This window comes from Bradyrhizobium sp. SZCCHNR1051 (assembly GCF_032489615.1).
Taxonomy (GTDB): Bacteria; Pseudomonadota; Alphaproteobacteria; order Rhizobiales; family Xanthobacteraceae; genus Bradyrhizobium.
Genome location: NZ_JAUEYJ010000026.1, coordinates 1 through 25,389, shown reverse-complemented (window position 1 = coordinate 25,389; position 25,389 = coordinate 1). Strand labels below are relative to the sequence as shown.

At 64.4% G+C, this 25,389-nt stretch carries 20 protein-coding genes and 1 pseudogene; 19 read left to right on the top strand and 2 right to left on the bottom strand.

Features of this window, described 5'->3' with window-relative positions; genetic code table 11:
- Positions 1 to 10 precede the first annotated feature (10 nt).
- From QW868_RS27965 to QW868_RS27950, 4 genes are read left to right on the top strand one after another with little or no spacing between them, the layout of a single operon-like run.
- Complete coding sequence (locus QW868_RS27965; RefSeq protein WP_315782555.1) at positions 11 to 1,435, top strand: ABC transporter ATP-binding protein; 1,425 nt, start codon at positions 11 to 13, stop codon at positions 1,433 to 1,435.
- On the top strand, positions 1,432 to 2,310 hold the full coding sequence (locus QW868_RS27960; protein WP_316232030.1) for a class I SAM-dependent methyltransferase: 879 nt from the start codon (positions 1,432 to 1,434) through the stop codon (positions 2,308 to 2,310). Before QW868_RS27965 ends, QW868_RS27960 begins: the two co-directional genes overlap by 4 nt.
- A gap of 25 nt (positions 2,311 to 2,335) precedes the next feature.
- Positions 2,336 to 3,226, top strand: coding sequence for a glycosyltransferase family 2 protein (locus QW868_RS27955; RefSeq protein ID WP_315782559.1), 891 nt, complete (start codon positions 2,336 to 2,338; stop codon positions 3,224 to 3,226).
- The gene (locus tag QW868_RS27950; protein WP_316232029.1) at positions 3,223 to 5,241 is read left to right on the top strand and encodes a hypothetical protein; all 2,019 of its coding nucleotides are present in this window, start codon (positions 3,223 to 3,225) and stop codon (positions 5,239 to 5,241) included. Before QW868_RS27955 ends, QW868_RS27950 begins: the two co-directional genes overlap by 4 nt.
- Here the strand turns inward: QW868_RS27950 and QW868_RS27945 are convergent.
- The gene (locus QW868_RS27945) at positions 5,200 to 6,600 is read right to left on the bottom strand and encodes a hypothetical protein (protein ID WP_316232028.1); all 1,401 of its coding nucleotides are present in this window, start codon (positions 6,598 to 6,600) and stop codon (positions 5,200 to 5,202) included. The genes QW868_RS27950 and QW868_RS27945 overlap by 42 nt on opposite strands.
- A gap of 130 nt (positions 6,601 to 6,730) precedes the next feature.
- Between QW868_RS27945 and QW868_RS27940 the strand changes: the two genes are divergently transcribed.
- The 9 genes and pseudogenes from QW868_RS27940 (at position 6,731) to QW868_RS27900 (ending at position 17,632) form a co-directional block, all read left to right on the top strand.
- Entirely contained in the window at positions 6,731 to 7,579 is an 849-nt protein-coding gene (locus tag QW868_RS27940; RefSeq protein ID WP_315741093.1) for an ABC transporter permease, read from the top strand.
- A gap of 48 nt (positions 7,580 to 7,627) precedes the next feature.
- Positions 7,628 to 8,953, top strand: coding sequence for an alpha/beta hydrolase (locus tag QW868_RS27935; protein ID WP_316232027.1), 1,326 nt, complete (start codon positions 7,628 to 7,630; stop codon positions 8,951 to 8,953).
- Between the two features lie 133 nt (positions 8,954 to 9,086).
- Complete coding sequence (galE, locus tag QW868_RS27930; RefSeq protein WP_316232069.1) at positions 9,087 to 10,100, top strand: UDP-glucose 4-epimerase GalE; 1,014 nt, start codon at positions 9,087 to 9,089, stop codon at positions 10,098 to 10,100.
- Between the two features lie 55 nt (positions 10,101 to 10,155).
- A pseudogene (locus QW868_RS27925) lies at positions 10,156 to 10,443 on the top strand (methyl-accepting chemotaxis protein); the annotation flags it as partial.
- 582 nt (positions 10,444 to 11,025) lie between these two features.
- Positions 11,026 to 12,354 carry a dicarboxylate/amino acid:cation symporter gene (locus QW868_RS27920; RefSeq protein ID WP_315741096.1) on the top strand — a complete coding sequence of 443 codons (1,329 nt, stop codon included), beginning with the start codon at positions 11,026 to 11,028 and terminating at the stop codon, positions 12,352 to 12,354.
- A gap of 301 nt (positions 12,355 to 12,655) precedes the next feature.
- The gene (locus QW868_RS27915) at positions 12,656 to 13,978 is read left to right on the top strand and encodes an NAD(P)/FAD-dependent oxidoreductase (RefSeq protein ID WP_316232026.1); all 1,323 of its coding nucleotides are present in this window, start codon (positions 12,656 to 12,658) and stop codon (positions 13,976 to 13,978) included.
- A 139-nt stretch (positions 13,979 to 14,117) separates the two neighbouring features.
- Complete coding sequence (locus QW868_RS27910) at positions 14,118 to 15,920, top strand: ATP-binding protein (RefSeq protein ID WP_315741098.1); 1,803 nt, start codon at positions 14,118 to 14,120, stop codon at positions 15,918 to 15,920.
- 12 nt (positions 15,921 to 15,932) lie between these two features.
- Entirely contained in the window at positions 15,933 to 17,309 is a 1,377-nt protein-coding gene (locus tag QW868_RS27905) for a sigma-54 dependent transcriptional regulator (protein ID WP_315741099.1), read from the top strand.
- 86 nt (positions 17,310 to 17,395) lie between these two features.
- On the top strand, positions 17,396 to 17,632 hold the full coding sequence (locus tag QW868_RS27900) for a hypothetical protein (protein WP_315741100.1): 237 nt from the start codon (positions 17,396 to 17,398) through the stop codon (positions 17,630 to 17,632).
- A gap of 20 nt (positions 17,633 to 17,652) precedes the next feature.
- Here the strand turns inward: QW868_RS27900 and QW868_RS27895 are convergent, their stop codons facing one another.
- Complete coding sequence (locus QW868_RS27895) at positions 17,653 to 18,003, bottom strand: RidA family protein (RefSeq protein WP_315741101.1); 351 nt, start codon at positions 18,001 to 18,003, stop codon at positions 17,653 to 17,655.
- A 291-nt stretch (positions 18,004 to 18,294) separates the two neighbouring features.
- Here QW868_RS27895 and QW868_RS27890 point away from each other — a divergent pair, with 291 nt between their 5' ends.
- The 6 genes from QW868_RS27890 to QW868_RS27865 all read left to right on the top strand — a co-directional run bounded on the left by QW868_RS27890 (position 18,295) and on the right by QW868_RS27865 (position 24,746).
- Positions 18,295 to 19,272, top strand: coding sequence for an ABC transporter substrate-binding protein (locus QW868_RS27890; RefSeq protein ID WP_316232025.1), 978 nt, complete (start codon positions 18,295 to 18,297; stop codon positions 19,270 to 19,272).
- Positions 19,273 to 19,296: 24 nt separating this feature from the next.
- Positions 19,297 to 21,003, top strand: coding sequence for a dihydroxy-acid dehydratase (ilvD, locus tag QW868_RS27885; RefSeq protein WP_315812697.1), 1,707 nt, complete (start codon positions 19,297 to 19,299; stop codon positions 21,001 to 21,003).
- A gap of 288 nt (positions 21,004 to 21,291) precedes the next feature.
- On the top strand, positions 21,292 to 22,137 hold the full coding sequence (locus tag QW868_RS27880) for an ABC transporter ATP-binding protein (protein WP_315782577.1): 846 nt from the start codon (positions 21,292 to 21,294) through the stop codon (positions 22,135 to 22,137).
- Entirely contained in the window at positions 22,134 to 22,910 is a 777-nt protein-coding gene (locus tag QW868_RS27875) for an ABC transporter permease (RefSeq protein WP_315773047.1), read from the top strand. The genes QW868_RS27880 and QW868_RS27875 overlap by 4 nt, the downstream gene beginning before the upstream one ends.
- Positions 22,907 to 23,668 carry an ABC transporter permease gene (locus QW868_RS27870; protein ID WP_315741106.1) on the top strand — a complete coding sequence of 254 codons (762 nt, stop codon included), beginning with the start codon at positions 22,907 to 22,909 and terminating at the stop codon, positions 23,666 to 23,668. The genes QW868_RS27875 and QW868_RS27870 overlap by 4 nt, the downstream gene beginning before the upstream one ends.
- A gap of 31 nt (positions 23,669 to 23,699) precedes the next feature.
- Complete coding sequence (locus QW868_RS27865) at positions 23,700 to 24,746, top strand: peptidase M29 (RefSeq protein WP_316232024.1); 1,047 nt, start codon at positions 23,700 to 23,702, stop codon at positions 24,744 to 24,746.
- Positions 24,747 to 25,389 lie beyond the last annotated feature (643 nt).

The window sequence follows — 25,389 nt, the reverse complement described above, 5'->3', positions numbered from 1 at the left end:
GTCTGCGCAGATGCCATCACTCGCCATCAAAGTCGAGAACGTCTCCAAAGCCTATACGGTCTGGTCGTCGCCGGCGGCGCGCCTACATGGGCCGATGCTCGGGCGGCTTGGCCAACTGCCGTTCCTGCCGGCCGCGGTGCGAGACACCTGCGAGCGATTGTCGCATGGCGCCGTGCGCAACTACTACGCCCTGCATGACGTCTCGCTCGAGGTGCGGCGCGGCGCCAGTGTCGGCATCATCGGCCGCAATGGTTCAGGCAAGAGCACGCTCTTGCAGCTGCTCGCTGGGACGCTGACGCCGAGCCAGGGCGAGATCGCCGTCGTCGGCAGCATTGCCGCCATGCTCGAGCTTGGCAGCGGCTTCGATCCGGACTTTTCGGGGCGTGAGAATGTCTATCTGAATGCGGCCATCCGCGGTATGAGCCGGCGGCAAACCGACGCGAAATTCGACGAAATCGCCGCGTTTGCGGACATCGGCGACTTCATCGACCAACCGACCAAGACCTATTCCAGCGGCATGACCGTCCGTTTGGCGTTCGCCACCTCCGCCTGTCTCAAGCCGGAGGTGCTGCTGGTTGATGAGGCGCTGAGCGTCGGCGACATCTTCTTCCAGCAGAAGTGCATCCGCCACATGAGGGAGGCGATGGCTGATGTCACCAAGGTCTTCGTCACGCACGACCTCCAGGCGATCCGCAGCGTGACCGAATACGCCTATGTGCTCGACCGCGGCGAAATCGTCTTCGCCGGAAGCTCCAGGGATGCAGTCGATTTCTACATCAGGATGTCGCACCGCGTCTCCGACGGACGCGACCGTTCCGTGGCGGACGCCGGCTCCGCAGCGCTGGGCAGACGCTCCGCGCCGGGCGCGGACATGGACGCGAACAGGTTCGAGCGGCTGCCATGGATTGATCTCAAATCGTCGCAATTGAGCGGGGCGGGGGACGTTCTGATCAGGCGGGTCGCCGTCACCAAACCTGATCTTGCTCCGGCCGGTATGGTTCAGGCGGGGGACCGGATCAGCGTCGACCTGTTGCTGGGGTGCGCCGCAACGAAGACGCACGTGATCGTCGGCTATCTGCTCAGCGACCGTCACGGCAATCAAATCTGCGGCGAGAACAGTTGTAGCCTCGCCCGCGGCGTCGTCGCACTCGATCCCGGCGAACACCTGGTGCGGCTCGAATTTGTCTGGCCGGAAATCCAGCCGGGCGACTACACCCTTACGGTCGGCATTGGCGAGGGGACGGATCCGCTGCGGCACGTCGTCCAATGCTGGGCTCATAACGTCGTCAAGCTCAACGCCATCAGTCCTGGTCGGGCGATCCACGGCATCTTCAACAACCCGATAACGAAGCTCGACATCGTGCCGCTTGGCGGTTCCACGGCCTGGCCAGCCCCCGGTTCGGCAGCGCCTCCATCAATCCGGTGTGGCGTATGATCGAGCCCGAGCATTCCGCCGACTTGTCGCAGCAACCAGCCTGGGTCGTCAGCGAACCAGCTTACGAGTCGGATGTCCTGAACCCGCAGCTCGCGATATCCCCCTGGCAGGGGCATCGCGACTTCGCGTATGATCTGGTCGGCTTTTCGCGGCCGCGCCTGATCGTCGAACTCGGCGTTCACTACGGCTGCTCCTATTTTGCCTTCTGCCAGGCGGTCAAAGATCGCGATCTGCCGAGCCGGGTCGTCGGCATCGATACGTGGGAAGGCGACGAGCACTGCGGCCATTATGGCGGCGAAGTGTACGAGACGGCCGCGAAGACGATGGCCGGCTCGTTCGCCGATGATCGCTTTGTGCTGCATCGCGCTAGCTTTGATCAGGCGACGGAAGCGTTCGACGACGATTCGATCGATCTGCTGCATATCGACGGCCTGCACACCTATGATGCGGTTCGCAGCGATTTCACCACCTGGTTGCCAAAGCTTGCCCCGGACGGAATCGTCCTGATGCACGATATCGCGCCGTCATCGGGCTACGAGTCCGCCCGTTTCTGGGCAGAGATCAAGCAGCGCCATCCGCACCTCGAATTCCTGAACCGGTGGGGGCTCGGCATCCTCTTTCCCAAGGGCGAACGCTGGTACCGCGCCGGGCTCGCGGAAGGCGTGCCGGACAAGATTCGCGGCTATCTCTACCGCGGCGAATGGCTCGTCGAGCGCTACCGCGCCGCCATCGACTTGCAATGGCAGAGGGAGCAGACCGACCGCTGGTGGCAGGAAAGCGAGAGATTCAAACAGCGCGTCGGCGAACTGGAAAGACGGCAGCCTTCTGGCTGGTTGCGCGCGATCGGCATCGTTCGTCGCTCCGACGGTGATTGACGGGATGGATTGGGGATATCGGCAGATGGATGACACTGTTGCGGTGATCACGCGGACCAGGAACCGTCCGTTGCTGTTGCCGCGCGCCCTGGACAGCGTGTTGGACCAGAGCTTCGAGAATTGGATTCACGTCGTGGTCAACGACGGCGGCGATCCTGCCACGGTCGACGGACTGATCGCCCAGCGCACGGGCCGCTATGCAGGTCGTTGCCACGTCATCCACAATAATACATCGCGCGGCATGGAAGCCGCGTCAAATCAAGGCGTTGAAGCGTCATCCAGCCGCTATATCGTTATTCACGACGATGATGACGCATGGCGACCGGACTTCCTCAGTAAGACCGTGGCCTATATGGAGGCGAATGCGACGTTTCCGAAACTGGCCGGCGTGATCACCCACACGGAGAGAGTCGTCGAATCCATAAAGGAGGACCGGATCGAGACCGTGCAACGACATGATTTCAATTCCTGGGTGAAGGGGGTGCATTTGTTTCGCATGCTGGCGCAAAACATGTTCCCGCCGATCTCGTTCCTGTTCAGGAGAGATGCGCTGGTGAAGATCGGCCCGTTCCGGGAGGATCTTCCAGTTCTGGGTGACTGGGAATTCAATGTCCGATTCCTGCAATCCTTCGAGATCGGAGTGCTGTGCGAATGCCTGGCCTATTATCACCATCGTTTGCCGGCAGGCGCGGTCGAATACAGCAATTCGGTCGTCGATCAGAGCCACCAGCATGAGAACTACAGCGTCTTCCTCCGCAACGAATGGCTTCGTCAGGAACTGAATAGCGGCCGCACCGGGATCGGCACCCTGGCCAATATTTCGTGGCAGATGTTTCTATTGGAGGCGTGGCTTCGAAAGCGGCGCCAGGACAAGGGCTTTCTTCATCGCGTCTTTCGCCGAAGAAAGTTCGATTGAGCATGCAAAGCTACATGGACGCGGAACTCCAATCCAGACTTGATGACGCCGACGTCGTTTCATTCGACGTCTTCGATACGTCGATTCTTCGCGCGTTGGCGGAGCCCGATGATCTCTTTCTGTTGATGGAGCCGGCAGTGCGCCGCAGGCTCGGCGCAGATTCAATACAGTTCGCGGCGGCGCGGCGCGATGCGGAGCGGTTGGCGCGCGAACGTGCCTGGCAAAGCCATCGTGCCCGGGAAGTCACGTTGGACGAAATCTACGGCACCCTTTCCGAGACCCTGGCTATCGATTCGGAGTTATCTAAGGCTGTTGCTCAAATGGAGATCGAGGCGGAGCTCGACGTCTGCCGGCGCAATCCGTTCATTCATGATGCCTATCGCTGGTGCCGCGATCGCGGCAAGCGAATCGCCTTCATCTCCGATTCGTACCTTCCGGAGCACGTGATCGCCGACCTGCTGCGGAACGCGGGCTATGACGGCCATGAAGCCTTGCTGGTTTCGTCGGTCTCGAAGAAGACGAAGTCAACCGGCGAGCTCCATGCCGAAGCGCGAGCGCGCCTGCCCGGTGAAGGTCAGCGCTGGCTCCACATCGGCGACAACATCCGCGCGGATATCGAGATGGGACGGAAGCATGGAATGTCGACCTGGCATTACCGGCGCTGCATGGACGCGTATATGAGCTCTCACCGCGCCTCGAAGGTGTGGAAGACATCGGAGCCTGTATCTGCGGCAAGGTCGGTCGCGCAGGGGCTGATCGCCAACCGGATCACCCATGCAAGGCGGGACGCCGTGCCGGTCTCGCGCGAGGAGAGCTTTTGGGAGGATTTCGGCTATGCAACGGCCGGTCCGCTGTTTGTCGGCTTCACGGAATGGTTGATTGAGCAGGCTAAGGCGCGCCGCTTGGACGCCCTGTATTTCCTGGCCCGTGAAGGGCTCGTGATGCAGCAGGTCTATGACAAGCTGGCCGCCGCGACAGATGGAGCGGTCAAAGAGACGCACTATCTTTATGGTTCGAGGCGTGCGCTTAACGTGGCGGCGATCAAGGACCTCAATGAGGATGTCATCCGGTTTCTGTCGGGCGGGACATCGGTGCTTACAGCGGCGCAATTCATCGAGCGCGCTGGCGTCGACTGGCGCAAACATCAGGGAGCTTTCGGTGCGGCTGGATTTAGCGGCCCCGACCACGAGGTCAAGACGGAAGCGGACTATGGGCGCCTGCGGCAATTGTTCCTCGGGCTTGCAGGACCGATCTGCGAGAACGCGCGCGAGGAACGTGAGGTTCTGCTGGACTATTTGAGCGCTTCCGGTCTGGTGGGGGGCCGCCGCGTTGGCCTGATCGACGTCGGGTGGCATGGTACGATGCAGCGGTCGATCACCGATATGCTGCGCGAGAGGGGGGATTGCCCGGAGATTACCGGACTCTACCTCGGCACATATGGGTTCGCGCACGAGATCGTTCTGCCCGACGAGAAATATCCCCACGACGCCTATCTTTTCCGGCGGGGCGAACCGGACGACTACCGGCGCTTGATCTGGGAGGGGGTCGAAGTCGTCGAATTGTTGTTTTCGGCGACGGAGGGGACGATCGTTCGTATGGAGCGCGACGCCGACGGCAACTATTTTCCGGTTAGGGCGTCCACCGATCTCGAGCCCTACAGGGTCGAGAGTATCGTGCGCATGCAACAAGGGGCGATGCAATTCGTCGACGACTATCTGGCGCTGAAGGTCCGGTTTCCGGACCTCGCCTTGTCCAGGGACGCGGCGGCGGCGCAATTGAAGCGCTTCCTGCAGTATCCGACCGAAGCCGAGGCGCGTCATGTCGGCGATATTCCGCACGGAGAAGGATTCGGTGCCGTATACGCAAGACGACTGCTGGCCTATCCGCACAGTCTGCGGATGCTGGCGCGACCGCAGTCGTTCCGATGGGTGCTCCGGCACGATTATTGGCACGCCGGCCGCAATCGTCGGGGCTCACCGGTGCAGCGCGCGGTTTATTGGCTTCTGACCCGGTAATCCCGCGGACGTCGACGCCGGCGCGGCCAACCCGCCGGCGACGCCCTCCGCCTTGGTCCCATGGTCATCGCCCACAGTCCGCGCTCGTTCCATCAGCGCGAGATCGCGCGACGTCAACCCAAGGATCAGGAAGAACAGGATCACGCCCGCATATCCGAACCGATAATCCGGCACGACGATGAGGGGAAGCAGCATGACCTGATAGGCGATAGCCACGGCCAGATAGACCATCCACTCCGGTCGACGCCGATGCAGCTTCAGCCGCACTATGGCCGCCAGAAGGACGACGGCTCCGATCATCGGCAGCCAATGGCTGGAGAGCCATCGAGGCGCGGCATCGAGATAGGCATTCACCATTCCGTTCGCCTTCGGCCAAAAGAGGTGAATACGAGGATTTGAATCGATGCCGGGATGGTACGTCCAATGCCCGCGCAGGTACTCGCGCACGATGACGCTGCGGGTGTCGAGATATGCGAGCGGATAGGCCACAACGGCGCTCTCCCAGCGGCGACGCAGTTCTGCCAAGTCGTCGCCGACGACGAACCGCACCATTTCACTTTCGGGATTCGCCCATGCGATCGGAGACAGGCTGTCGCTCCAGTAGTGCCGCTGCAGCACAGCAAGATCGTTGGCGGGAAAGCTCGCGGGAGTCAGCAAGAGCTGATCGGTCCGGATCGAAATGCCGGCGAGGTCGAACAGAAAGATCCCGCCCTCGGCATGCCGGGCTTCAGGCTTGACGACTTTTGCGACGAACAGGCCTAGCGCGGCGGCGGTGAGGAGCAAGACCCCGGCGAAGCGGACGGCGGGGAGCAATTTTCGTCCGGCCAGGACGTACTCGCCCCAAATGAACAGCGGCAGCAGGAGAACGGTCTCCGGGCGTATCGATGGCGCGAGCGCAATCAGGGCTGCGCGCGTATGGAGGAGCCTGGCTGGCGCGGCCGCCGAGGACATCGCGAAGGTCGCGACGAATAGCGCGGCCACCCAGGTGTCCTTCGAGACCGCAACGAGGTGGTTGAGTACGGGTGGGAACAACGCGAATCCGAACGCGGCCAGCAACGCCGCCGGCGACGAAAGGCCATTGGCGCGTAAGGTGAGGACGACCGCATAAACGATCGCGAAGACGATCAGCGTGGTATGCCCCGCGACCAGGGCCGGAGAGGCGCCGATCGTTCTCCACAGCCAGGCCACGAGAGGAGCGTGCCAGTCGTGAAAGCGGTCGCCGAGTGCCTGGCCGTACAGGTCGAGCGCATCGGCATTCATCCGTCCGGGAAACGAGGGCAACGCGATCAGCGCTGATCCGACGAAGGTCAAGAGCGCCAGAGCCCAAGGCGGAAAGCGATCCTGATGCTCGGTCGTCATGAGCGCTGTGCCTGAGAAGGATGCGGAATCGTCGCTGTCGGCTTGCGAAATTCAGCTATTTGCTTGCACTCGTTTGGCGCTACTGTCAAACTTGTTGATACTTATGGTTTCGTAGCGGGGGCGACGTAACATGGCGGCCGTGCAGCAATCGCGAGATCATTTTTCCTGGCCGCAACTGCTGTTGCCGTGGGAAATCGTGCGCAGACTGGTCGCGCACGGCACGCTGCTTCGGCAGTTTACCTTGCGGGATATTCTGGCGCGCTACCGCGGCTCGTATCTGGGCGTTGTCTGGTCGCTGTTGCGGCCGCTGGGGATGCTGACTGTCTATGTGGTCGTCTTCGGCTTCATCCTGCAGCCGCAACTCGGCGGTGGCGCGGGCAAGCTGGACTTCGTGCTCTCGATGTTCTGCGGGCTGATCCTATTCGATTTCTTCGCCGAGGCGGTCGGACGCTCGCCCGCTCTGGTCGTCTCGAAACCTAACTTCGTCACCAAGGTGGTTTTCCCGCTGGAGATTCTGTCGCTGTCGGCCGTGGCGGCCGCGCTCGTGCAGATGATCGTCAGCTTCGTCCCATTCTTCTGTGGCGTCCTGCTGGCGCACGGTACGGTTCCGGCCACGGCGACGCTGCTTCCGCTCGTGGTCGCGCCGTTGATCTGCTTTGCATTGGGCTTGAGCTGGCTGCTGTCCAGTCTCGGCGTGTTTGTCAGGGATCTCAACGCGATGGTGCCATTGTTGCTGACAGTGCTCATGTTTGCCAGCGCGATCTTCTATTCGCTGAGCAGTGTCCCCTCGGAATTCCGATGGTTGTTCGATCTCAATCCGATTGCTGCGCTGGTCGATGATGCGCGCAAGGTCGCCGTGCTGGGGCTTGCGCCGGAATGGGGGAGGCTGGGCGCGATGTTCGCCGCTGGCGTCGTTGTCGCTGTTGCTGGCTATGCTTTCTTCATGCGCACGAAGCGCGGCTTCGCCGACGTGGTCTGACGGTCTGCGGACGCGATGAACAGCACAACGTGCGCTTCGGCCGGGGCGATGAAGGCGCCCACACCGTTCCGATTGGCAATTCTGTTCGACGATGCCGACGCGGCATCGCTGGCGCGAGCCGCCACCTTGTGCGACGGTTTCGATCCCACTTGGTTTGCGCCGGAACTCTGGCCGGCCGGACTCACGCGGTTCTCCGGCCTGATGCGGCTGGCCTGGCAGTTGCGTAGCCGTCGGCCCGCGGCACTCTACGCGCCGTCGTCGCGCGGTGCGAACTGGGGCGCCGTTTTGGGCGTCCTGTTCGGCATTCCCGTCGTGACGGACAGTCCCCAACCCGGCATTGCGCGCCTCGTGCGGCTGGTTCGTGGCCGCTATGCCGCTGTGGGCTTGGATGCAGTGGCGTCTTCAGCCAAGACATCTTCTGCCAAGACATCTTCAGCCAAGACGTTGGCGCTGCCAGCCATCGAGGGCGTCGAGCATGTTCTGCGCGGGGTCCTGCAGATGGGATCGTCATGGACGACGACGGGCGACGGGCGGCTGCCGATCGAGTTGGCGCTGGGCACCAGGAACGGCGGATCGGCGATGGCCGATCGGATCGAAGAGCGTGGCGTCAGTCGTCCCGACCGGTCGGTGCGCGTCGTCGGCCGGCCGACCTTGACGGTGTTCCTCCCCGAGCGGCGGATCGCGACCGGAACGGCGATCGTCATCTGTCCGGGCGGCGGCTATGCCGGCGTCACCATCGACAAGGAAGGTCATGACGTCGCGCGCTGGCTGGCGGCGCGGGGCATCGCCGGCCTTGTCCTGAAATACCGGCTGCCGCAATCGGATCGGGCGGACACCGCCCTGCCGTTGCCGATGGCCGATCTCGACGAAGCGCTGGCAGTGACGCGCGCCTATGCGACGGTGTGGGGGATCCGCTCCGATCGGATCGGCGCCATGGGCTTCTCGGCCGGCGGGCATATGGTGGCATGGGCCTCGCGGTCGGCGGGATCGCCGGCCTTTGCCATCCTGGTCTACCCCGTAATCTCAATGGATCGAGCCATTACCCATGCTGGATCACGCAAGGCCCTGCTCGGGAAGTCTCCATCCGATGCCGTGGCCGGACGTTACTCGTTTGAGCGGGCCGTCACGCCAGGCGTCTGTCCGACATTTGTCGTTCACGCTCGGGACGACACCGTCGCCAAGCCAGAGAATAGCTTCGTCTATCTTGAGGCGCTGCGCGCGGCGGCCGTGCCTGTGGAGGCCATGATCTGTGATCACGGCGGCCATGGCTTTGGCCTCGGAATTCATGGCGGCGAGGTCGCAAACTGGCCGGATCGTTGCCTTGAGTGGATCGCTACGACGACTGCAGCACGTTGGAGGCCGTCACCCGAATGAGCGGGACTCGAGCAAGCCGGTCGACCACAACGATAACCCATGGTATCGATCGAAAGGTGTCGTGTCGATATTTGATCGCATTGGTTGAGGTTGCGAGGCGGGAAGGTTGCGGCTGAAGAAAGCGAGTTCTTGCATGGGTGCTGGGCGGCGGATTCTTGTTACGGGCGGAGCCGGATACATCGGGTCACATTGTTGCAAGGCAGTTAAGGAAGCTGGATTTGAGCCTGTCTGCTACGACAACCTTGCAATCGGCCATCGATCGTTTGTGAACTGGGGACCTCTTGTTACGGGGGACATCCTGGACGAACGGAGCCTCGTTGCAGCGCTAAGGGAGTTTGAGATCCAGGCCGTTATTCATTTGGCGGCATTGAGCCTGGTGGGTGAGTCTGTATCGCATCCTCACATTTATTATCGTAACAACGTGGTCGGCACGCTGACGCTGCTCGACTCCATGCGCAAGGCCGGATGCTCCAACATTGTTTTTTCGAGCACCGGCGCAGTCTATGGCGAAGTACCTCTGATGCCCATCAGAGAAGCCCAAGCAGGGCATGCCGTAAATCCATACGGCAGATCGAAATGGATGGCCGAGCAGATCATCGGGGACTTCGAGGCTTCATATGGATTCAACGCGATTCGGTTGCGCTATTTCAATGCTTGCGGGGCAGATGATTGCGGGCTCATCGGCGAACTTCGGGACCCCGAAACTCATCTGATTCCGCGGGCGCTGATGGTCATTCAGGGACACCTGGATGAGTTCGCCGTCTACGGGGATGATTACGATACTCCCGATGGATCGGCAGTCCGGGACTACATTCATGTCAGCGATTTGGCAGATGCGCATGTGAGGGCAATCCATGCCTTGATGAGAAACGAAAGGAAAATTGTCGGACGAGCGTTCAATCTCGGAACCGGCAAGGGTTATTCGGTCAAAGAGGTGTTGCACGCCATTGAGCGGGAAACCGGTTCTGCGCCGCCCGCAACGATGAAGGATCGTCGCCCCGGTGACCCCTCCACGTTGGTGGCGGACCCCACAGCTGCCAACGACGATCTCCAGTTCCGCCCATTGCGATCGGACCTGCGTACGATCATCAGGTCAGCCTGGGCATGGCATACGAAGGCGCATCCTCGCCGGGTCCGCGAGCTTTGACCAGGGGGAGCCGCCGTTGCGTCCTTCTTTCCGGCTGCCGGCCATGTCAAAGTCGCGAACGACGCGGCCCACCGGCGAGATCGGCCAGCAGATCTCGAGCATCCAGTCCGCCACCCAGCAATCGGTCGGTGCCATCCGCGAGATCGGCATCACAATCGAGAAGCTGCAGGAGATTTCGTCGACGATCGCATCGGCCGTGGAGCAGCAGGGCGCTGCCACCCGGGAGATCTCGCACAATGTCCAGCACGCGGGCGCGGGAACGCAGTTGGTCTCGGCCAACATTGCGGATGTACAGCGTGGCGCAGTCGATGCCGGAACCGCCACATCCCAGGTTCTGTCCGCCGGGTACTAGGGCTAGAATCTGCGCCAAATTCAGAATTGGCGTTGATTTACAGCGGACGCCCGTAGCTTTTGATCCCGCCATTCGGAGGTTCGATCCCTCCCGCCCCAGCCAGGTCGAGCGCCCGACAGGCAGGGCTGGATATCGCCCGTGGGACAATGTCGCCGGTACGTCCGATGTTTCGGGTGCCTGCGATGGCAAAATTCCGGAAGTCCAGACAAACCGCGCGCTGTGCCTTGACCGCCCGCCGCGTGATGGTTCACAAATCGTAGCAAACTGAAGGACATGCAGGCGCCCCATGCTGCGCCGCGCCGCTGGCACGATTGCTGCTTAGTGAGCCGCCAAACGAGCGCCAGCTCCAGAACAACAGATGCGAGGGGACGTCCGGATGCCAGCCCACAGCCCATCCCTCACCTGAGACCCGGCGACAGGCGATTCCGCCTGCGCAGCTTCGCGGGTCCGCCCCCCGGCCCGGCCCGCGTCCGGACGCATGACGTTGCTCCGGCATGCAATGGAGCCGGCGCGGAAGCGGGTCATAGGCAGACCAGAGAGATAGACCGAGTAAGATCAGGGAGAGAAGATACGATGTCTGCAACCACCACAGCGGCCGCGGCACCACCGCAGAAGCCGTTCTACCGGGTCCTCTATGTGCAGGTCCTGTTCGCGATCGTGCTCGGTGTCATCGTCGGCTGGCTCTGGCCCGAGCTCGGCAAGAACGAATGGATCAAGGCGCTGGGCGACGGCTTCGTCAAGCTGATCAAGATGGTGATCGCGCCGGTCATCTTCTGCACCGTCGTGTCGGGCATCGCGCACGTCTCCGAGGTCAAGAAGGTCGGGCGCGTTGCCGTCAAGGCGCTGATCTATTTCGAGATCGTCTCGACCTTCGCGCTTGCGCTCGGGCTCATCGTCGGCAATTTCATTCAGCCGGGGGCAGGGTTCCAGGGCCAGAGCAACGCCGGCACCGCCGCCGTCGCCAACTACGCCAAGCAGGCGAGCGAGATGAAGTCGGTCGACTTCGTGCTTCACATCATCCCGGACACGGTGGTCGGAGCGTTCGCGCAGGGCGATATCCTGCAGGTGCTGCTGTTCTCGATCCTGTTCGGCATCGCCCTGATGACGCTCGGTGAGCGCGGCCATACGATGCGCGCCTTCATCGACGACGCCGCGCACGCGATCTTCGGCGTCATCGCCCTCGTGGTGAAGGCCGCTCCGATCGGTGCCTTCGGCGCCATGGCCTTCACCATCGGTCGCTACGGGCCGCAGGCGCTCGGCAACCTCGCCGGCCTGATCGCGACCTTCTATCTCACGTCACTCGCTTTCGTCGTGATCGTGCTCGGCATCATCGCCCGCATCGCCGGATTCTCGATCTTCAAGTTCCTCAAATACATCAAGGACGAGCTGCTGATCGTGCTCGGCACCTCGTCATCCGAGAGCGCGCTGCCGCAGATGATGGAGAAGCTGGAGCGGCTCGGCTGTTCCAAACCGGTCGTCGGCCTGGTGGTTCCGACTGGCTACTCGTTCAATCTCGACGGCACCAACATCTACATGACGCTGGCGACGCTGTTCATCGCGCAGGCGATGAACGTTCACCTCTCCTTCGGCGAGCAGATCACGATCCTGCTGGTCGCGATGCTGACCTCGAAGGGCGCCTCGGGCATCACCGGCGCCGGCTTCATCACCCTGGCCGGAACGCTTGCGGCTGTGCGGCCGGAGCTCGTTCCGGGCATGGCGATCGTGCTCGGCATCGACAAGTTCATGAGCGAGTGCCGCGCACTGACCAATCTGTGCGGCAACGGCGTCGCCTGCGTGATCGTGGCGTGGTGGGAAGGCGAGCTCGATCGCGACAAGCTGCGCATCGCGCTCGATCGCGATATCGATCCGGCCGATGTCGAAGTCGCAGTCACGACGGGATAGGCCTGCGGTCGCGGTGGGCGCTGCTGTCGCATTCCAGCGTCGGTAGCGCCGGCCGCGGCCCTGCCCAATCGCGATGCCGCCAACATCTCGGATAATCTGCTAAGGTGGCGGCAGGCAGGGGTTTACCGTGGAGGCATCCTGCCTGGTGCCGCAAGGCCGGCATGGTCTGACCATCGCGACGATACGGCGTATCGTGAACATGGTCGCGCTGGCTGGGGCGGCGGTGCCGAAGTGATGACGCAGCCGGAGTGACATCGCAGTCATTCCGTCGCGCCGCGGTCACCCTCGGGGAGATTGGATGATGGCCGTTGCGCAGTCTGGTGTTCCTCGCATCGTGATCGTCGGCGGTGGCGCCGGCGGCTTGGAGCTCGCGACCCGGCTCGGAGACAGATACGGCCGCAAGGGCAAGCTCGACGTCACGCTGGTCGAGCGCAACCGTACCCATGTCTGGAAGCCGAAGCTGCACGAGATCGCGGCCGGCAGCATGGACATCTCCGCGCACGAGGTCGACTATCTCGCCCAGGCCTATTGGCACGGCTTTCACTACCGCATCGGCGACATGATCGGCCTCGACCGCGACAAGCGCGAGGTGCTGGTGGCGCCCTACCTCGACGCCGAGGGGCGCGAGGTCACGCCGCAGCGGACCATCCTCTATGACGTGCTCGTCATTTCCATCGGCAGCCAGAACAACGATTTCGGTACGCCCGGCGTCGTCGACCACGCCATCAAGCTGGAATCGCAGCGCGACGCCAGGCGCTTCCATGAGCGCATGATCAACGCCTGCATCCGCGTCCATTCGCAGTCATCGCCGATCGCGCCGCACCAGCTGAAGGTCGCGATTATCGGCGCCGGTGCGACCGGCGTCGAATTGGCCGCGGAGCTCCATCGCACGACGCGCGAGGTGGTGGCCTATGGTCTCGACCAGGTCGACGCCGAGAAGGACATCAGGATCACGCTGATCGAGGCCGCGGGCCGGGTGTTGCCGGCATTGCCTGAGCGGGTCTCGCGTGAGACCGAGAAGCTGCTCGCAAAGCTCGGCGTCGAGGTCTTGGTTGGCGCCAAGGTCGCCGAGGTCGGCGCCGACAAGGTCAGCCTTGTCGACGGCCGTGTCATCCCGGCCGAGCTGATCGTCTGGGCCGCGGGCGTCAAGGCGCCCGACTTCCTGAAGGACATTGCGGGCCTGGAGACTAACCGCATCAACCAGCTCGTGGTCAGGCAGACCCTGCAGACCACGCGCGACGAGCGCGTCTTCGCGATCGGCGACTGCTCGGCCTGCTCCTGGGGCGAGCGCGGCAACGTGCCGCCGCGGGCGCAGGCGGCGCATCAGCAGGCGTCGCATCTCTACAAGCAGATTCCGCGCTTCGTCAGAGGCGAGCCGCTGGCGGACTACCGCTATCACGATTTCGGCTCGCTGGTGTCACTCGGCGAGTTCAGCACGGTCGGCTCGATGATGGGCGCGCTGGTCGGCGGCAATCTGGTGTTCGAAGGCCTGTTCGCGCGGATGATGTATCTGTCGCTCTACAAGATGCACGAATACGCGCTGCACGGGCTCGCGAAGGTGTCGCTGGACACGCTGGCGCGCCTGATCACCCGCCGCACCGAGCCGCACGTCAAGCTGCACTGACGAGGGCGCCTTGGCGTCGGCCCGGCCGATTTTGTTGTCGCCTATTGCCCGGCAAGACCTTAGACTTGCAGCACAATTACGGATACGGCAGCCGCGGCCCGGTACACGGGCCTGGGAAGTGATGGGCCTGGAAAAGGGAATGACGGACCTTCCATTCCGGATCGGCCTCGAGGGACATCCCGACGTCACCGCGGTGGTCGGCAGGCGCGCGGGCTGGGTCGCTCGCGGAGTGATGGCGGCTGCGCTGGTCGGCGTCGCGGCATGGCTCGGCTATGCCATTGCCTTTTCCCGCGGGCTCGATCAGCGGCACGCCGCGGCCCAGCAGCGGCTGGCGGTCGAGGCCGCGCAGCTCGACGGCTACCTCTCGCGCTTCGAATATCTGCCCTCGCTGCTGGAGACCTCGCCCGATGTCTTCCGGCTGCTCGGCACGCCGGACGATCGCGCGCTGCAGCAGAGCGTCAGCCTGCATCTGAAGTCGATCAACCTGCTGGCCGGCGCCGACAACCTCTATGTCCTCACCGTCGCCGGTGATGCGATCGCCGCCGCCGACTTCGATCAGCCGGGAACGCCGGTCGGCAGCAACCTGTCCTACCGCCCCTATATGCGCCAGGCGCTGGCGACCGGTCGCGGCGTGTTCTTCGGCATCGGCATCACCAGCGCGCGCGCCGGCTATTACCTGTCCTATGCCGTCAAGCAAGAGGGACGGACGATCGGTGTCGCCGTCGTCAAGGTCAATCTCGATGCCTTCGAGCGCGAATGGCGCAACCGCGGTGCCGACATGCTGCTGGTCGACGCCCGCGGCGTCACCATTCTCGCCTCGCGCGAGGAATGGCGTTTCCGCCCGTTGACGCCGCTCTCGGCCGACGCGCTCGAGGAGATCGCGACGTCCAAGCCCTATGGCAGCTCCAGCCTCGCGCCGCTCGGCTGGAGCTTCATGGAGAGGACCGATCGCGGCGGCCAGGTCGCGACCGAGCGCGGCGCGGTCTACAGCGTCGACGAGCGTCCGCTCAACGGGCGGCAATGGCAGCTGCTGCTGCTCGACGACGAGGCGCCGATCCGGCGGACGGCCTTGATCATCGGCACGCTCTCGGGTCTCGCCAGCATCGTGGCGCTGCTGGCGTTCGGCCTGCTGGCGCAGCGACGCCGCGAGATCCGGCAGCGGCTGGCGAGCCAGGCCGCGCTGCAGGCCGCCAATGACAGGCTGGAAATGCGGGTGCAGGAGCGCACCGCCGAATTGCGCGCCGCGCAGGACGAACTCGTCCATGCCGGCAAGCTCGCCGTGCTCGGCCAGATGTCGGCCGGCATGGTGCACGAGATCAACCAGCCGCTGGCGGCGCTTCAGACCGCCTCCGACAATGCCGTGCAATTCGTCGATCGCGGCATGATCGGCGAGGCCCGCGGCAATCTCATCCGCATCGGCGAGCTGGTCCGCCGGCTGGCGCGCCTGACCGGCCAGCTGCGCGTGTTCGCCTACAAATCGAACGCGCCGCTCGATGCCGTCTCGGTCGAGCAGGCGCTATCCGAGACGCTCAAGATCCTCGGCGCGCGGGTGAAGGACGGCAATGTCGACGTGACCATCGATCTCGCGCCCGAGCTTCATGTCAGGGCCGATCAGATCCGGCTCGAGCAACTGCTCTGCAACATCATCGCCAACGCGCTCGATGCCGTCGAGGGCGCCGCGCGGAAGTCCATCCACATCCGCGCCGTGCGTGAGGAGGGCCAGTGCCGCATCACCATCGCCAACAGCGGCCCGGCGATCGCCGCAGATGTCCTGCCGCGCCTGTTCGAGCCCTTCGTGACGACCAAGCCGGCCGGCAAGGGTCTCGGACTTGGGCTCGTGATCGCCAATCACATCGCGCGGTCGTTCGGCGGCGAGCTGCGGGCGCGGAATCTCGAGCCGTCCGGCGCCGAGTTCATTGTGCTGCTGCCGCTTGCCGATTGAAGAGGTTCCCGCATGACTCCTGAGCAACCGGTCGGCGTGATCTATGTCGAGGACGACGAGGATGTCCGCATCGGCGCAGTCCAGGCGCTGCAGCTCGCCGGGCTCTCGGTCACGCCGTTCGCCTCCGCCGAAGCCGCAGGCACGACCGTTCGCGCCGACATGCCGTTCGTGGTGGTCTCCGACGTGCGGCTGCGCGGCAAGAGCGGCACCGAGTGGCTGTCCGAGCTGCACCGGCTCGATCCGGACCTGCCGGTCATCCTGGTCACCGGACACGGCGATATCTCGATGGCCGTGGAAGCGATGCGCAACGGCGCCTATGACTTCATCGAGAAGCCGTGCTCGTCGGAGCAGCTCGTCTCCGTCGTGCGCCGCGCGCTCGACAAGCGCCGCCTGACGCTCGAAGTCCGCGCGCTGCGCTCGGCGCTCGCCGACCGCCAGGGCATCGAGGCGAGCCTGCTCGGGCGCTCGCCGCAGATCCAGGAGGTGCGCCGCCTGGTCTCGACCCTGGCCTCGACCAATGTCGACGTGACGATCTATGGCGAGACCGGCACCGGCAAGGACGTCGTCGCCCGCTGCCTGCACGCTCACAGCGCCAGGCGCGGCGGCAACTATGTCGCGGTGAATTGCGGCGGCCTGCCGGAGTCGCTGGTCGAGAGCGAATTGTTCGGCCACGAGGCCGGCGCCTTCACCGGCGCGACCAAGCAGCGGATCGGCAAGATCGAATATGCCCATGGCGGCACGCTGTTCCTCGACGAAATCGAGAGCATGCCGCTCAGCGTGCAGGTGAAGCTGCTGCGGGCGTTGCAGGACCGCTCGGTCGAGCGCGTCGGCTCCAACAAGCCTGTGGCGGTGGATTGCCGCGTGGTGGCGGCCAGCAAGGCCAATCTGTTCGAGCTCAGCGAGCAGAAGCTGTTCCGCGCCGATCTGTATTATCGTCTCGGCGTCGCGTTCATCGAGCTGCCTCCGTTGCGCGAACGCCGCGAGGACATCCCGATCCTGTTCGAGCACTTCACCCTCGAGGCTGCCAAGCGGTTCGAGCGCGACGCGCCGATCGTGAACGAGCAGACCATGTCGCTGCTGCTCGGCTACTCATGGCCGGGCAACGTGCGCGAGCTGCGCAACGTCGCCGACCGCTTCGTGCTCGGTGTGCTCGACCGCAAGGTCCTCGACCGCTCGGGCGCCGCGGCCTCGGAGCTGTCGCTGCCACGGCAGCTGGAGAACATCGAGCGCTCGATCATCGAGGATGCGTTGCGCCGCAAGCTCGGCGACGTGCCGGCGACTGCGGCGCTGCTGAGCATTCCGAAGCAGACGCTTTACGACAAGATCAAACGGCTGGCCGTGAAGGTCGACGGCGTCCGCGAGGGCGCGCCGCTGCGGCCGCAGTCCTGACCGTGGCTGGTCCTGCGGCGGCAGGAGGGCATCTGTTCCATGCCGGCGATCAGGAACGAATGCTGGACACCGCTTGTTGAAAGATCATGACAGGCAGAGACACCCGCGACCTGCGCTCCGGCGCCTACGACCCCGTCAGCAAGGACGGTCTGCCGCAGTCGCACCAGGTCAAGGACAAAACGACGCCCCGCCAGCAGGAGCAGTGGGGCGCCGACGTGCGGGCCGAGCCGTTGCCCGGCACCGAGCCGGTGCTTCCGGAAGGGCTCATGCGCGAGCGGCGTGGTCCGCTCAATCGCAATACTGGTCGCCGCGACACTGACTAGTGCGCGGCGACCCAGCGCGCCTATTTCGCCGCGATCACCATGATCTCGACGGTGTATTGCGGCGCAGCCAGCTTGGCTTCGACCGTGGCGCGCGCCGGGGTATTGCCGGCCGAGACCCAGCCATCCCACACGGCGTTCATTTCGCCGAAGGTCTTGATGTCGGTGAGGTAGATCGTCGCGGACAACAGCTTCGACTTGTCGGTGCCGGCCTTGGCGAGGTGGCCGTCGATGATCGAGAGAATCTCCTCGGTCTGCTTGGTGACGCTTTCACCGGCGGTCTTCTGCGCGACGACTCCCGCGAGATAGACGGTATTGCCGTGAACGACGACCTGGCTCATGCGCGGGCCAATTTCGAAACGCTGGATCGACATCGAAGAACTCCTCAAAAGGTCAATTCGGGGCTTCTCCCTAGCGCGTGCGACGCGGCGACGCCAGTCGGCTGAACGGCCACTTTCGCCACCCTGGAGCGTGCGACCTTGCGTTGTCGACCGCGCCGCGGCACACGGACCGCGGGGCGTTTCACGATGACCCGGCCTTGTCGCGCTGCAAAGCGGGCTTGCCCATGGGGCAGGCAAAGGCGGGGCGTTTTCCGCGCTTGCACAGATATTTGAGACATGAAACATTCTCCGCGAGGTTCCTTTTTGAAAGGGCGGAGGGGCGTGATGCGGAAACGGTTGATGCTGGCGGCACTCGCGGCGATGGCTTTGGTGACGAGCGCGGGGCCGACATTCGCACAGCAGACGATCCGCGTCGGCTGGACCATCCCGGCGGAAGAATCCAAATACTGGATGATGAAGCGGCCGACCGAATTTCCGGATCTCGGCAAGACCTACAACATCGAATGGACCCAGTTCCAGGGAACGGCACCGATGACCCAGGCGCTGGCTGCCGGCGCGCTCGACTGCGCGACCCAGGCGCCGCTGTCGCTGTCGAACGGGGTCGTCGGCGGCGGGCTCAAGGCCTACATCGTCGCCCAGCACGTCTATGAGAAGCCGGGCGGCTTCTCGGTCTACTGGGCGGTCAAGGACGATTCCCCGATCAAGACCATCGCCGATCTCAAGGGCAAGACGGTCGGCATTTCCGTGATCGGCGGCGGCACGCAAGGGCCGTTCAACATGTTGCTGAAGCAGGCCGGGCTCGATCCGGCCAAGGACATCAAGCTTGTCGAAGTCGGCTTCGCGGTGTCGGAAGATGCGCTGCGCCAGGGCCGTGTCGACGCCGTCAACATGAATCAACCCTTTGCCGCGCGCGCCGAGGCCAAGGGCGGCACCCGCAAGCTGTTCTCGCTGTCCGAGGCGATGCCGAACATCGTCCACATCCTCGAGGCCTGTCGCGCCGATTTCGTCGACAAGAACCCGGAGCTGGTGAAGGCCTATGTCCGCGACATCACCGCCGGCATGAAGAAGGCGCTCGCCAATCGCGACGAGACCTTGAAGGTGGTGTCGGAGGTCATGAAGGCGCCGGTCGCCGTGATCGACACCTATCTGCTGAAAGATAATGATTTCGGCCGCGATCCGGTGGCCGCGCCGAACTTCCCGGCGATCCAGAAGATGCTCGACATCTACGCCGAGACCGGCATGCTGCCGAAGCTCGACGTCGCCCAGTTCAAGCATCCCACGATCGTCGCGCCGATCCAGTAGGCGGCTTCACGCGGAGCCTTGTCGATGAGGAAGCTGCGATCGCGTGTGACGGTGGAAGGGCTCGATCGCGCTCCGCACCGGGCCTTCATGCGCGCGATGGGGCTGGATGATGCCGACATCGCCAAGCCGATGATCGGCGTCGTCAGCCAGAAGGGCGAGCAGACGCCCTGCAACATGACGCACGATTTCCAGGTCGATGCGGCGAAGACGGGCGTCTCCGAAGCCGGCGGCACGCCGCGCGAGTTCGCCACGGTCTCGGTCTCCGACGGCATCAGCATGAACCATGAGGGGATGAAGTTCTCTCTGTTCTCGCGCGAGCTGATTGCCGACTCCATCGAGGCCGTGGTCCATGGCCTGGCCTATGACGCGCTGATCGGCTTCGGCGGCTGCGACAAGACCCTGCCCGGCGTCATGATGGGCATGGTCCGCTGCAACGTTCCGTCGATCTTCATCTATGGCGGCAGCGCGCTGCCCGGCAAGTACCGGGGCAGGACGCTCACGGTGCTCGACTCGTATGAAGCGGTCGGCAGCTACATGACCGGCGAGATCGATGCCGACACGCTCGAGGGCATCGAGCGGTCGTGCCTGCCGACGATCGGCGCCTGCGCCGGGCAGTTCACCGCCAACACCATGGGCATGCTGTCGGAGGCGATGGGCCTGTCGATGCCCAACGTCTCGATGATCCCCGGCGTCTATGCCGAGCGCGCGCACGTCGCGCGGCAGGCCGGACGCATGATCATGCAGATGCTCGCGCGTGGCGGCCCGCTGCCGCGCGACATCGTGACCCGGAAGGCGCTGGAGAACGGGGCGGCCATCGTCGCGGCTACCGGCGGCTCCACCAACGCCGCGCTGCATCTGCCGGCGATCGCCAATGAGGCCGGCATCCGCTTCACCCTCGACGATGTCGGTGAGGTGTTCGCGCGCACGCCGCTGATCGGCAATCTCAGGCCGGGCGGCAAGTACACGGCGAAGGACGTCTACGACATCGGCGGCGCCGCCGTGGTGATCCGCGCGCTGATCGAGAGCGGCCACATCGACGGCTCCTGCATCACTGTCACCGGCCGCACGCTGGCCGAGGAATATGGCTCGGCCAACCCGCCGGACGGCGAGATCGTGTTCAGCCCGGCCAAGCCGATCATGGCGGATGGCGGCGTGGCCGTCCTCAAGGGCAACCTGGCGCCCGACGGCGCCGTCATCAAGATTGCCGGCCTCAAGAACCTGGTGTTCGAGGGCCGTGCGCGGGTGTTCGAGGACGAGGAGGCCTGCGTCGCCGCGGTCCGCGCGCGCAGTTATCAGGCGGGCGAGGTGCTGATCATCCGCAATGAGGGTCCAGTCGGCGGTCCAGGGATGCGCGAGATGCTCGGCGTCACCGCGCTGATCTATGGCCAGGGCATGGGCGAGAAGGTCGCGCTGATCACCGACGGCCGCTTCTCCGGCGCCACCCGCGGCATGTGCATCGGCTATGTCTCGCCGGAAGCCTTCGTCGGCGGTCCGCTGGCGATGGTGCAAGACGGCGATCCGATCCGCATCGATGCGAAGGCGCGCACGCTCGATGTGCTGCTTGATGACGTTGAGCTGGCTTCGCGCCGCAAGCACTGGACGCAGCGGCCGCCGCGGCACCGCGCGGGAGCGCTGGCGAAGTATGCGAAATTGGTCGGGCAGGCGCCGCTCGGCGCCGTCACGCATGAGGGACCGGCCGAATGGCCCTGGTTCGATCAGGAGCAGCAATGAGCGGCGCGCGTGGGACGATTGGCAGAGTTCTTGCTAATCTTTCCAGGTCCCCGTCATTCCGGGGCAATCGTCGAGGCGCAGACGCGAAGCGGTTGCGCTTCGATGATTGAACCCGGAATCTCGAGCTTGTTGAGCATGACGCAAGGCAATCTCGAGATTCCGGGTTCAAGGCCTTTCGGCCTTGCCCCGGAATGACGGCGGATGTGGTTTAAAACGATCGTCTGCGGCAGTCTTCATGCCTGATATCACGGAGCCTCTAAGCGTGCTGCATCGGAAAGAGAAGCCGACATGGGCGTGACCCCGATCCGACCCGGCCAGCTCGCGGGCACTCCGCTCGGCCGCCGCGCGGCCACGCCGATCATCGAGATCGATCACGTGTCGCAGGTGTTCAAGACGTCGTCGCGCCGCGACCACACCGCGCTGTCGGACATTTCGCTTTCGGTCGGCGAGGGCGCCTTCGTCTCCATCCTCGGGCCCTCCGGCTGCGGCAAGTCGACCTTGCTCTACATCGTCGGTGGCTTCGTCAGCCCCACCAAAGGCACGGCGAAGATGAAGGGCAAGCCGATCACCGGTCCCGGCACCGATCGCGGCCCGGTGTTCCAGGAGTTCGCGCTGTTTCCCTGGAAGAGCGTGCTCGGCAACGTCATGTATGGTCCGCTGCAGCAGGGCAAGAAGCCGGCGAAGGCCGAGGCGCTCGCGCGGACTTTGCTCGCCATGGTCGGACTCACCGGCTTCGAGAAATTCTATCCCAAGGAGCTGTCCGGCGGCATGAAGCAGCGCGTCGCGCTGGCGCGCACGCTGGCCTACGGGCCGGAGGTGCTGCTGATGGACGAGCCGTTCGGCGCGCTCGACGCGCATACGCGTACGCGGCTGCAGAACGACCTGCTCGACATCTGGGAGCGCGACCGCAAGACGGTGCTGTTCGTGACCCACTCGGTCGAGGAAGCCGTGTTCCTGTCCGACAAGGTCGTGATGATGTCGCGCTCGCCTGGCCGCATCCGCGAGGTGATCGACATCGACCTGCCGCGCCCTCGACGCCGCGAGGAGCTTCTGCTGGACCCGCGCTACCAGAAATACATCGTCGACATCGAGCGCATGTTCGACGATTCCGGTGACAACGAGCTGCCGTCATGAACGGCCTGCTGAAGCCGCTCGCGCCGGTGCTGGCTTGCTGCGGTCTGCTGCTGGCGTGGCAGCTCGCCTCGCTCGGACTGAAGAACGACAGCTTTCCGACCGCGCTGGAATCGCTGCGTGCGATCCCGCCGATTCTCACCGACAAGGACTCCCTGATCAACATCCTGGCCTCGCTGCGGCGGATGGCGATCGGCTTCGCGCTCGCGCTTGCGTTCTCGATTCCGCTCGGGTTGCTGATGGGGCGCAGCCGGTCGACCGCCGCCTTCTTCAATCCGCTGCTGATGCTGATCTACCCGGTGCCGAAGGCGGCGCTGATGCCGATCATCATGCTGTGGCTCGGCGTCGGAGACATCTCCAAGACGCTGGTGATCTTCCTCGGCGTCAGCCTTCCGGTGATCTACCACAGCTTCGAGGGCGCCAAGGCGGTCGAGGAGAAGATGCTGTGGTCGGGCGCGGCGATGGGACTCTCGGCCGGCGAGCGCCTGCTGCGCATTGTCCTGCCCGCGGCGCTTCCGGAGATCCTCACCGGCTGCCGCACTGGAATCGTGCTGGCGCTGATCACGATGGTGACGAGCGAGATGATCGCGCGGCAATCCGGCGCCGGCAACATCCTGTTCAACGCGCTCGACATGGGCCAGTACGACACGGTGTTCGCGATGATCATCATCATCGGCGCCATGGGCATCTGCCTCGATGCGGCGTTCGAGGTCGTCAGGCGCTGGCTGGTGCGCTGGTCCGAGCCGCAGTTCGACATGCCGCTGAGCTTCTCATGACGCGCACCTCCAACGACATCCTCCTTGGCGCCGCGCCGATCGTGCTGGTCCTGCTGCTGTGGCAGGGGCTGGTGTCGTTCGGCTATGCGCCGCCGACCCTGCTGCCGCCGCCGGGGCAGGTGTTTTTGCGGATGGGCCAGCAGCTCACCAGTGTCACGTTTCAGCAGGACATCGCGGCAACGCTGTTCCGGCTGTTCGCCGGCTTTGCGATCGCCGTGGTGCTCGGTGTTTCCCTTGGAATTGCCGCCGCGGTGAGCCCGCCTGTCAACGCCGCCGTCAAGCCGATCGTGCGCGTGCTGGCGCCGCTGCCGAAGGTCGCGCTCTATCCGGCGTTCCTGCTGCTGCTCGGCTTCGGCCACGAATCCAAGATCATGCTGGTGGCGGCGGACGCGCTGTTTCCGATCCTGCTGTCGACCTACTACGGCGCGACGACCGTCGAGCAGAAGCTGATCTGGTCGGCGCTCGCGGCCGGCACGCCGCCGCGCGACGTGCTGTGGAAGGTGGTGCTGCCGGCCGCGATGCCGTCGATCCTGACCGGCTGCCGCATCGGCCTCGTGATCTCTTGCATCGTCGTGTTCCTGGCCGAGATGATCACCTCGACCGACGGGCTCGGTCACGTGCTGGTGACCGCCGCGCGCACCTTCCAGGCTGTCGACATGTTCGTGCCGCTGATCACGATCTCGCTGCTGGGTCTCATTCTCAACGCCCTGCTGCAAGGCCTGCGCGCGTATCTGCTGCGCGGCTTTCCCTCAGTCTGATAACAACACAACGACAATCGGGAGAACGACCATGCTGGCGGATCGCATCGAGGCGAAATGGATCGACGCATTCTGCGAGATCTTCGAGCGCTGTGCCGTCAAGGCGGGTGACACCGCCGCGATCCTGTCGGAGACGCAGTCCCGGGCGCTGAACGTCCACATCGCCGAGCTGGCGTTGCTGCGGATGGGCGCGCGGCCGTTCCATGTCGTGGTGCCGACCCCGCGCAACCGCCATCCGGTGCCGGTGCGCTCGACCGGCGCGTCGGAGGCGATCGGCAAGCTCGGGCCGGTGGTCTCAGCGCTGCAGCAGGCCGGCTTTGTCGTCGACTGCACCATCGAAGGCTTGATGCATGCGGTGGAGACGCCGGAGATCCTGAAAGCCGGCGCCCGCATCCTGGTGATCTCCAACGAACATCCCGAGGCGCTCGAGCGCATGGTGCCGGACTCGGCGCTCGAGAAGCGGGTGCGCGCCGCCGCCAAGATGCTGCGCGGCACCAAGCGGATGCGCGTGACCTCGAAGGCCGGCACCGATCTCGACGTGATCATGGAGGGCGCCTCCACCGTCGGCGTCTGGGGCTGGACCGACCGTCCCGGCACGCTCGCGCATTGGCCGGGCGGCATCGTCGTCAGCTTCCCCAGGAGCAAATCGGTCAACGGCACCATCGTGATGGCGCCCGGCGACATCAACCTCACCTTCAAGCGCTATCTCACCTCGCCGGTGACGATGACCCTCTGCGACGACTACGTCACCGGGCTGGACGGCGAGGGCGCCGATGCCGCGATGATGCGATCCTATCTCGCCTCCTGGGGCGACCGCGAGGCCTATGCGGTGTCGCATGTCGGCTGGGGCATGAACCCCGGCGCGCGTTACGAGGCGCTGACCATGTACGACCAGCGCGACACCAACGGCACCGAGTTGCGCGCCGTCCCCGGCAATTTCCTGTTCTCCACCGGCGCCAACGAATTCGCCGGCCGCTACACGGCTGGCCATTTCGACCTGCCGATGATGGGCACCACGATCGAGCTGGACGGTGTGGCCGTGATCAAGGAGGGCGTGCTGCAGGACGTGTTCGGGTAATTCTCCGGGTCGTCGCTCGCGAGTGGGCGCCACGGCGGCAGTCTACTCCCCTCCCCGCAAGGGGGAGGGGAGCGCACCGTCACATGAGGGGCAGCCCCATAATGGCTAAGCGTCCGCGATGCAGAATTGCGTCGAAGGCCGGGTGTTTCCGGCTGCACCTGTGGTACCTGCCGCCTGCATTCTTTTCGCAGGCGGGCCGCAGGCGTCAGCCGACGCCTGGCCTTCCCTGCGCCCTCTGCATACTTGCGAGGGACAAAGTGATAGCAGGCCTCGGGCGCAACGCGCCGCGAGAACGAGGCGCCATGCCGGCCGCTGTTTGATCCGTGTATCCGATTTAGCCCACCGCGGTCGCCGCGGCGTCTCACGGCGCTGCCTTGCCTGACTGAGTGCGTTCACTCGGCGGTGCTGTGCGATACAGTGCCCTCTCCCCTTGTGGGAGAGGGCATCTCCGACCTATCCACGCACGCGATCGGGTGAGGGGGATCCCTCCGCGAACGATGCGCGTGGACGCATACCCCTCACCCAACCGAGTCTTGACGCGCTGTCCTCGATGCCCTCTCCCACAAGGGGCTACGGGATGCCCGAAAGCGATTCCAAGCGATTTCTGGATGTGATTCAAAGTTTTCGACCGGTTCGGTGGAGA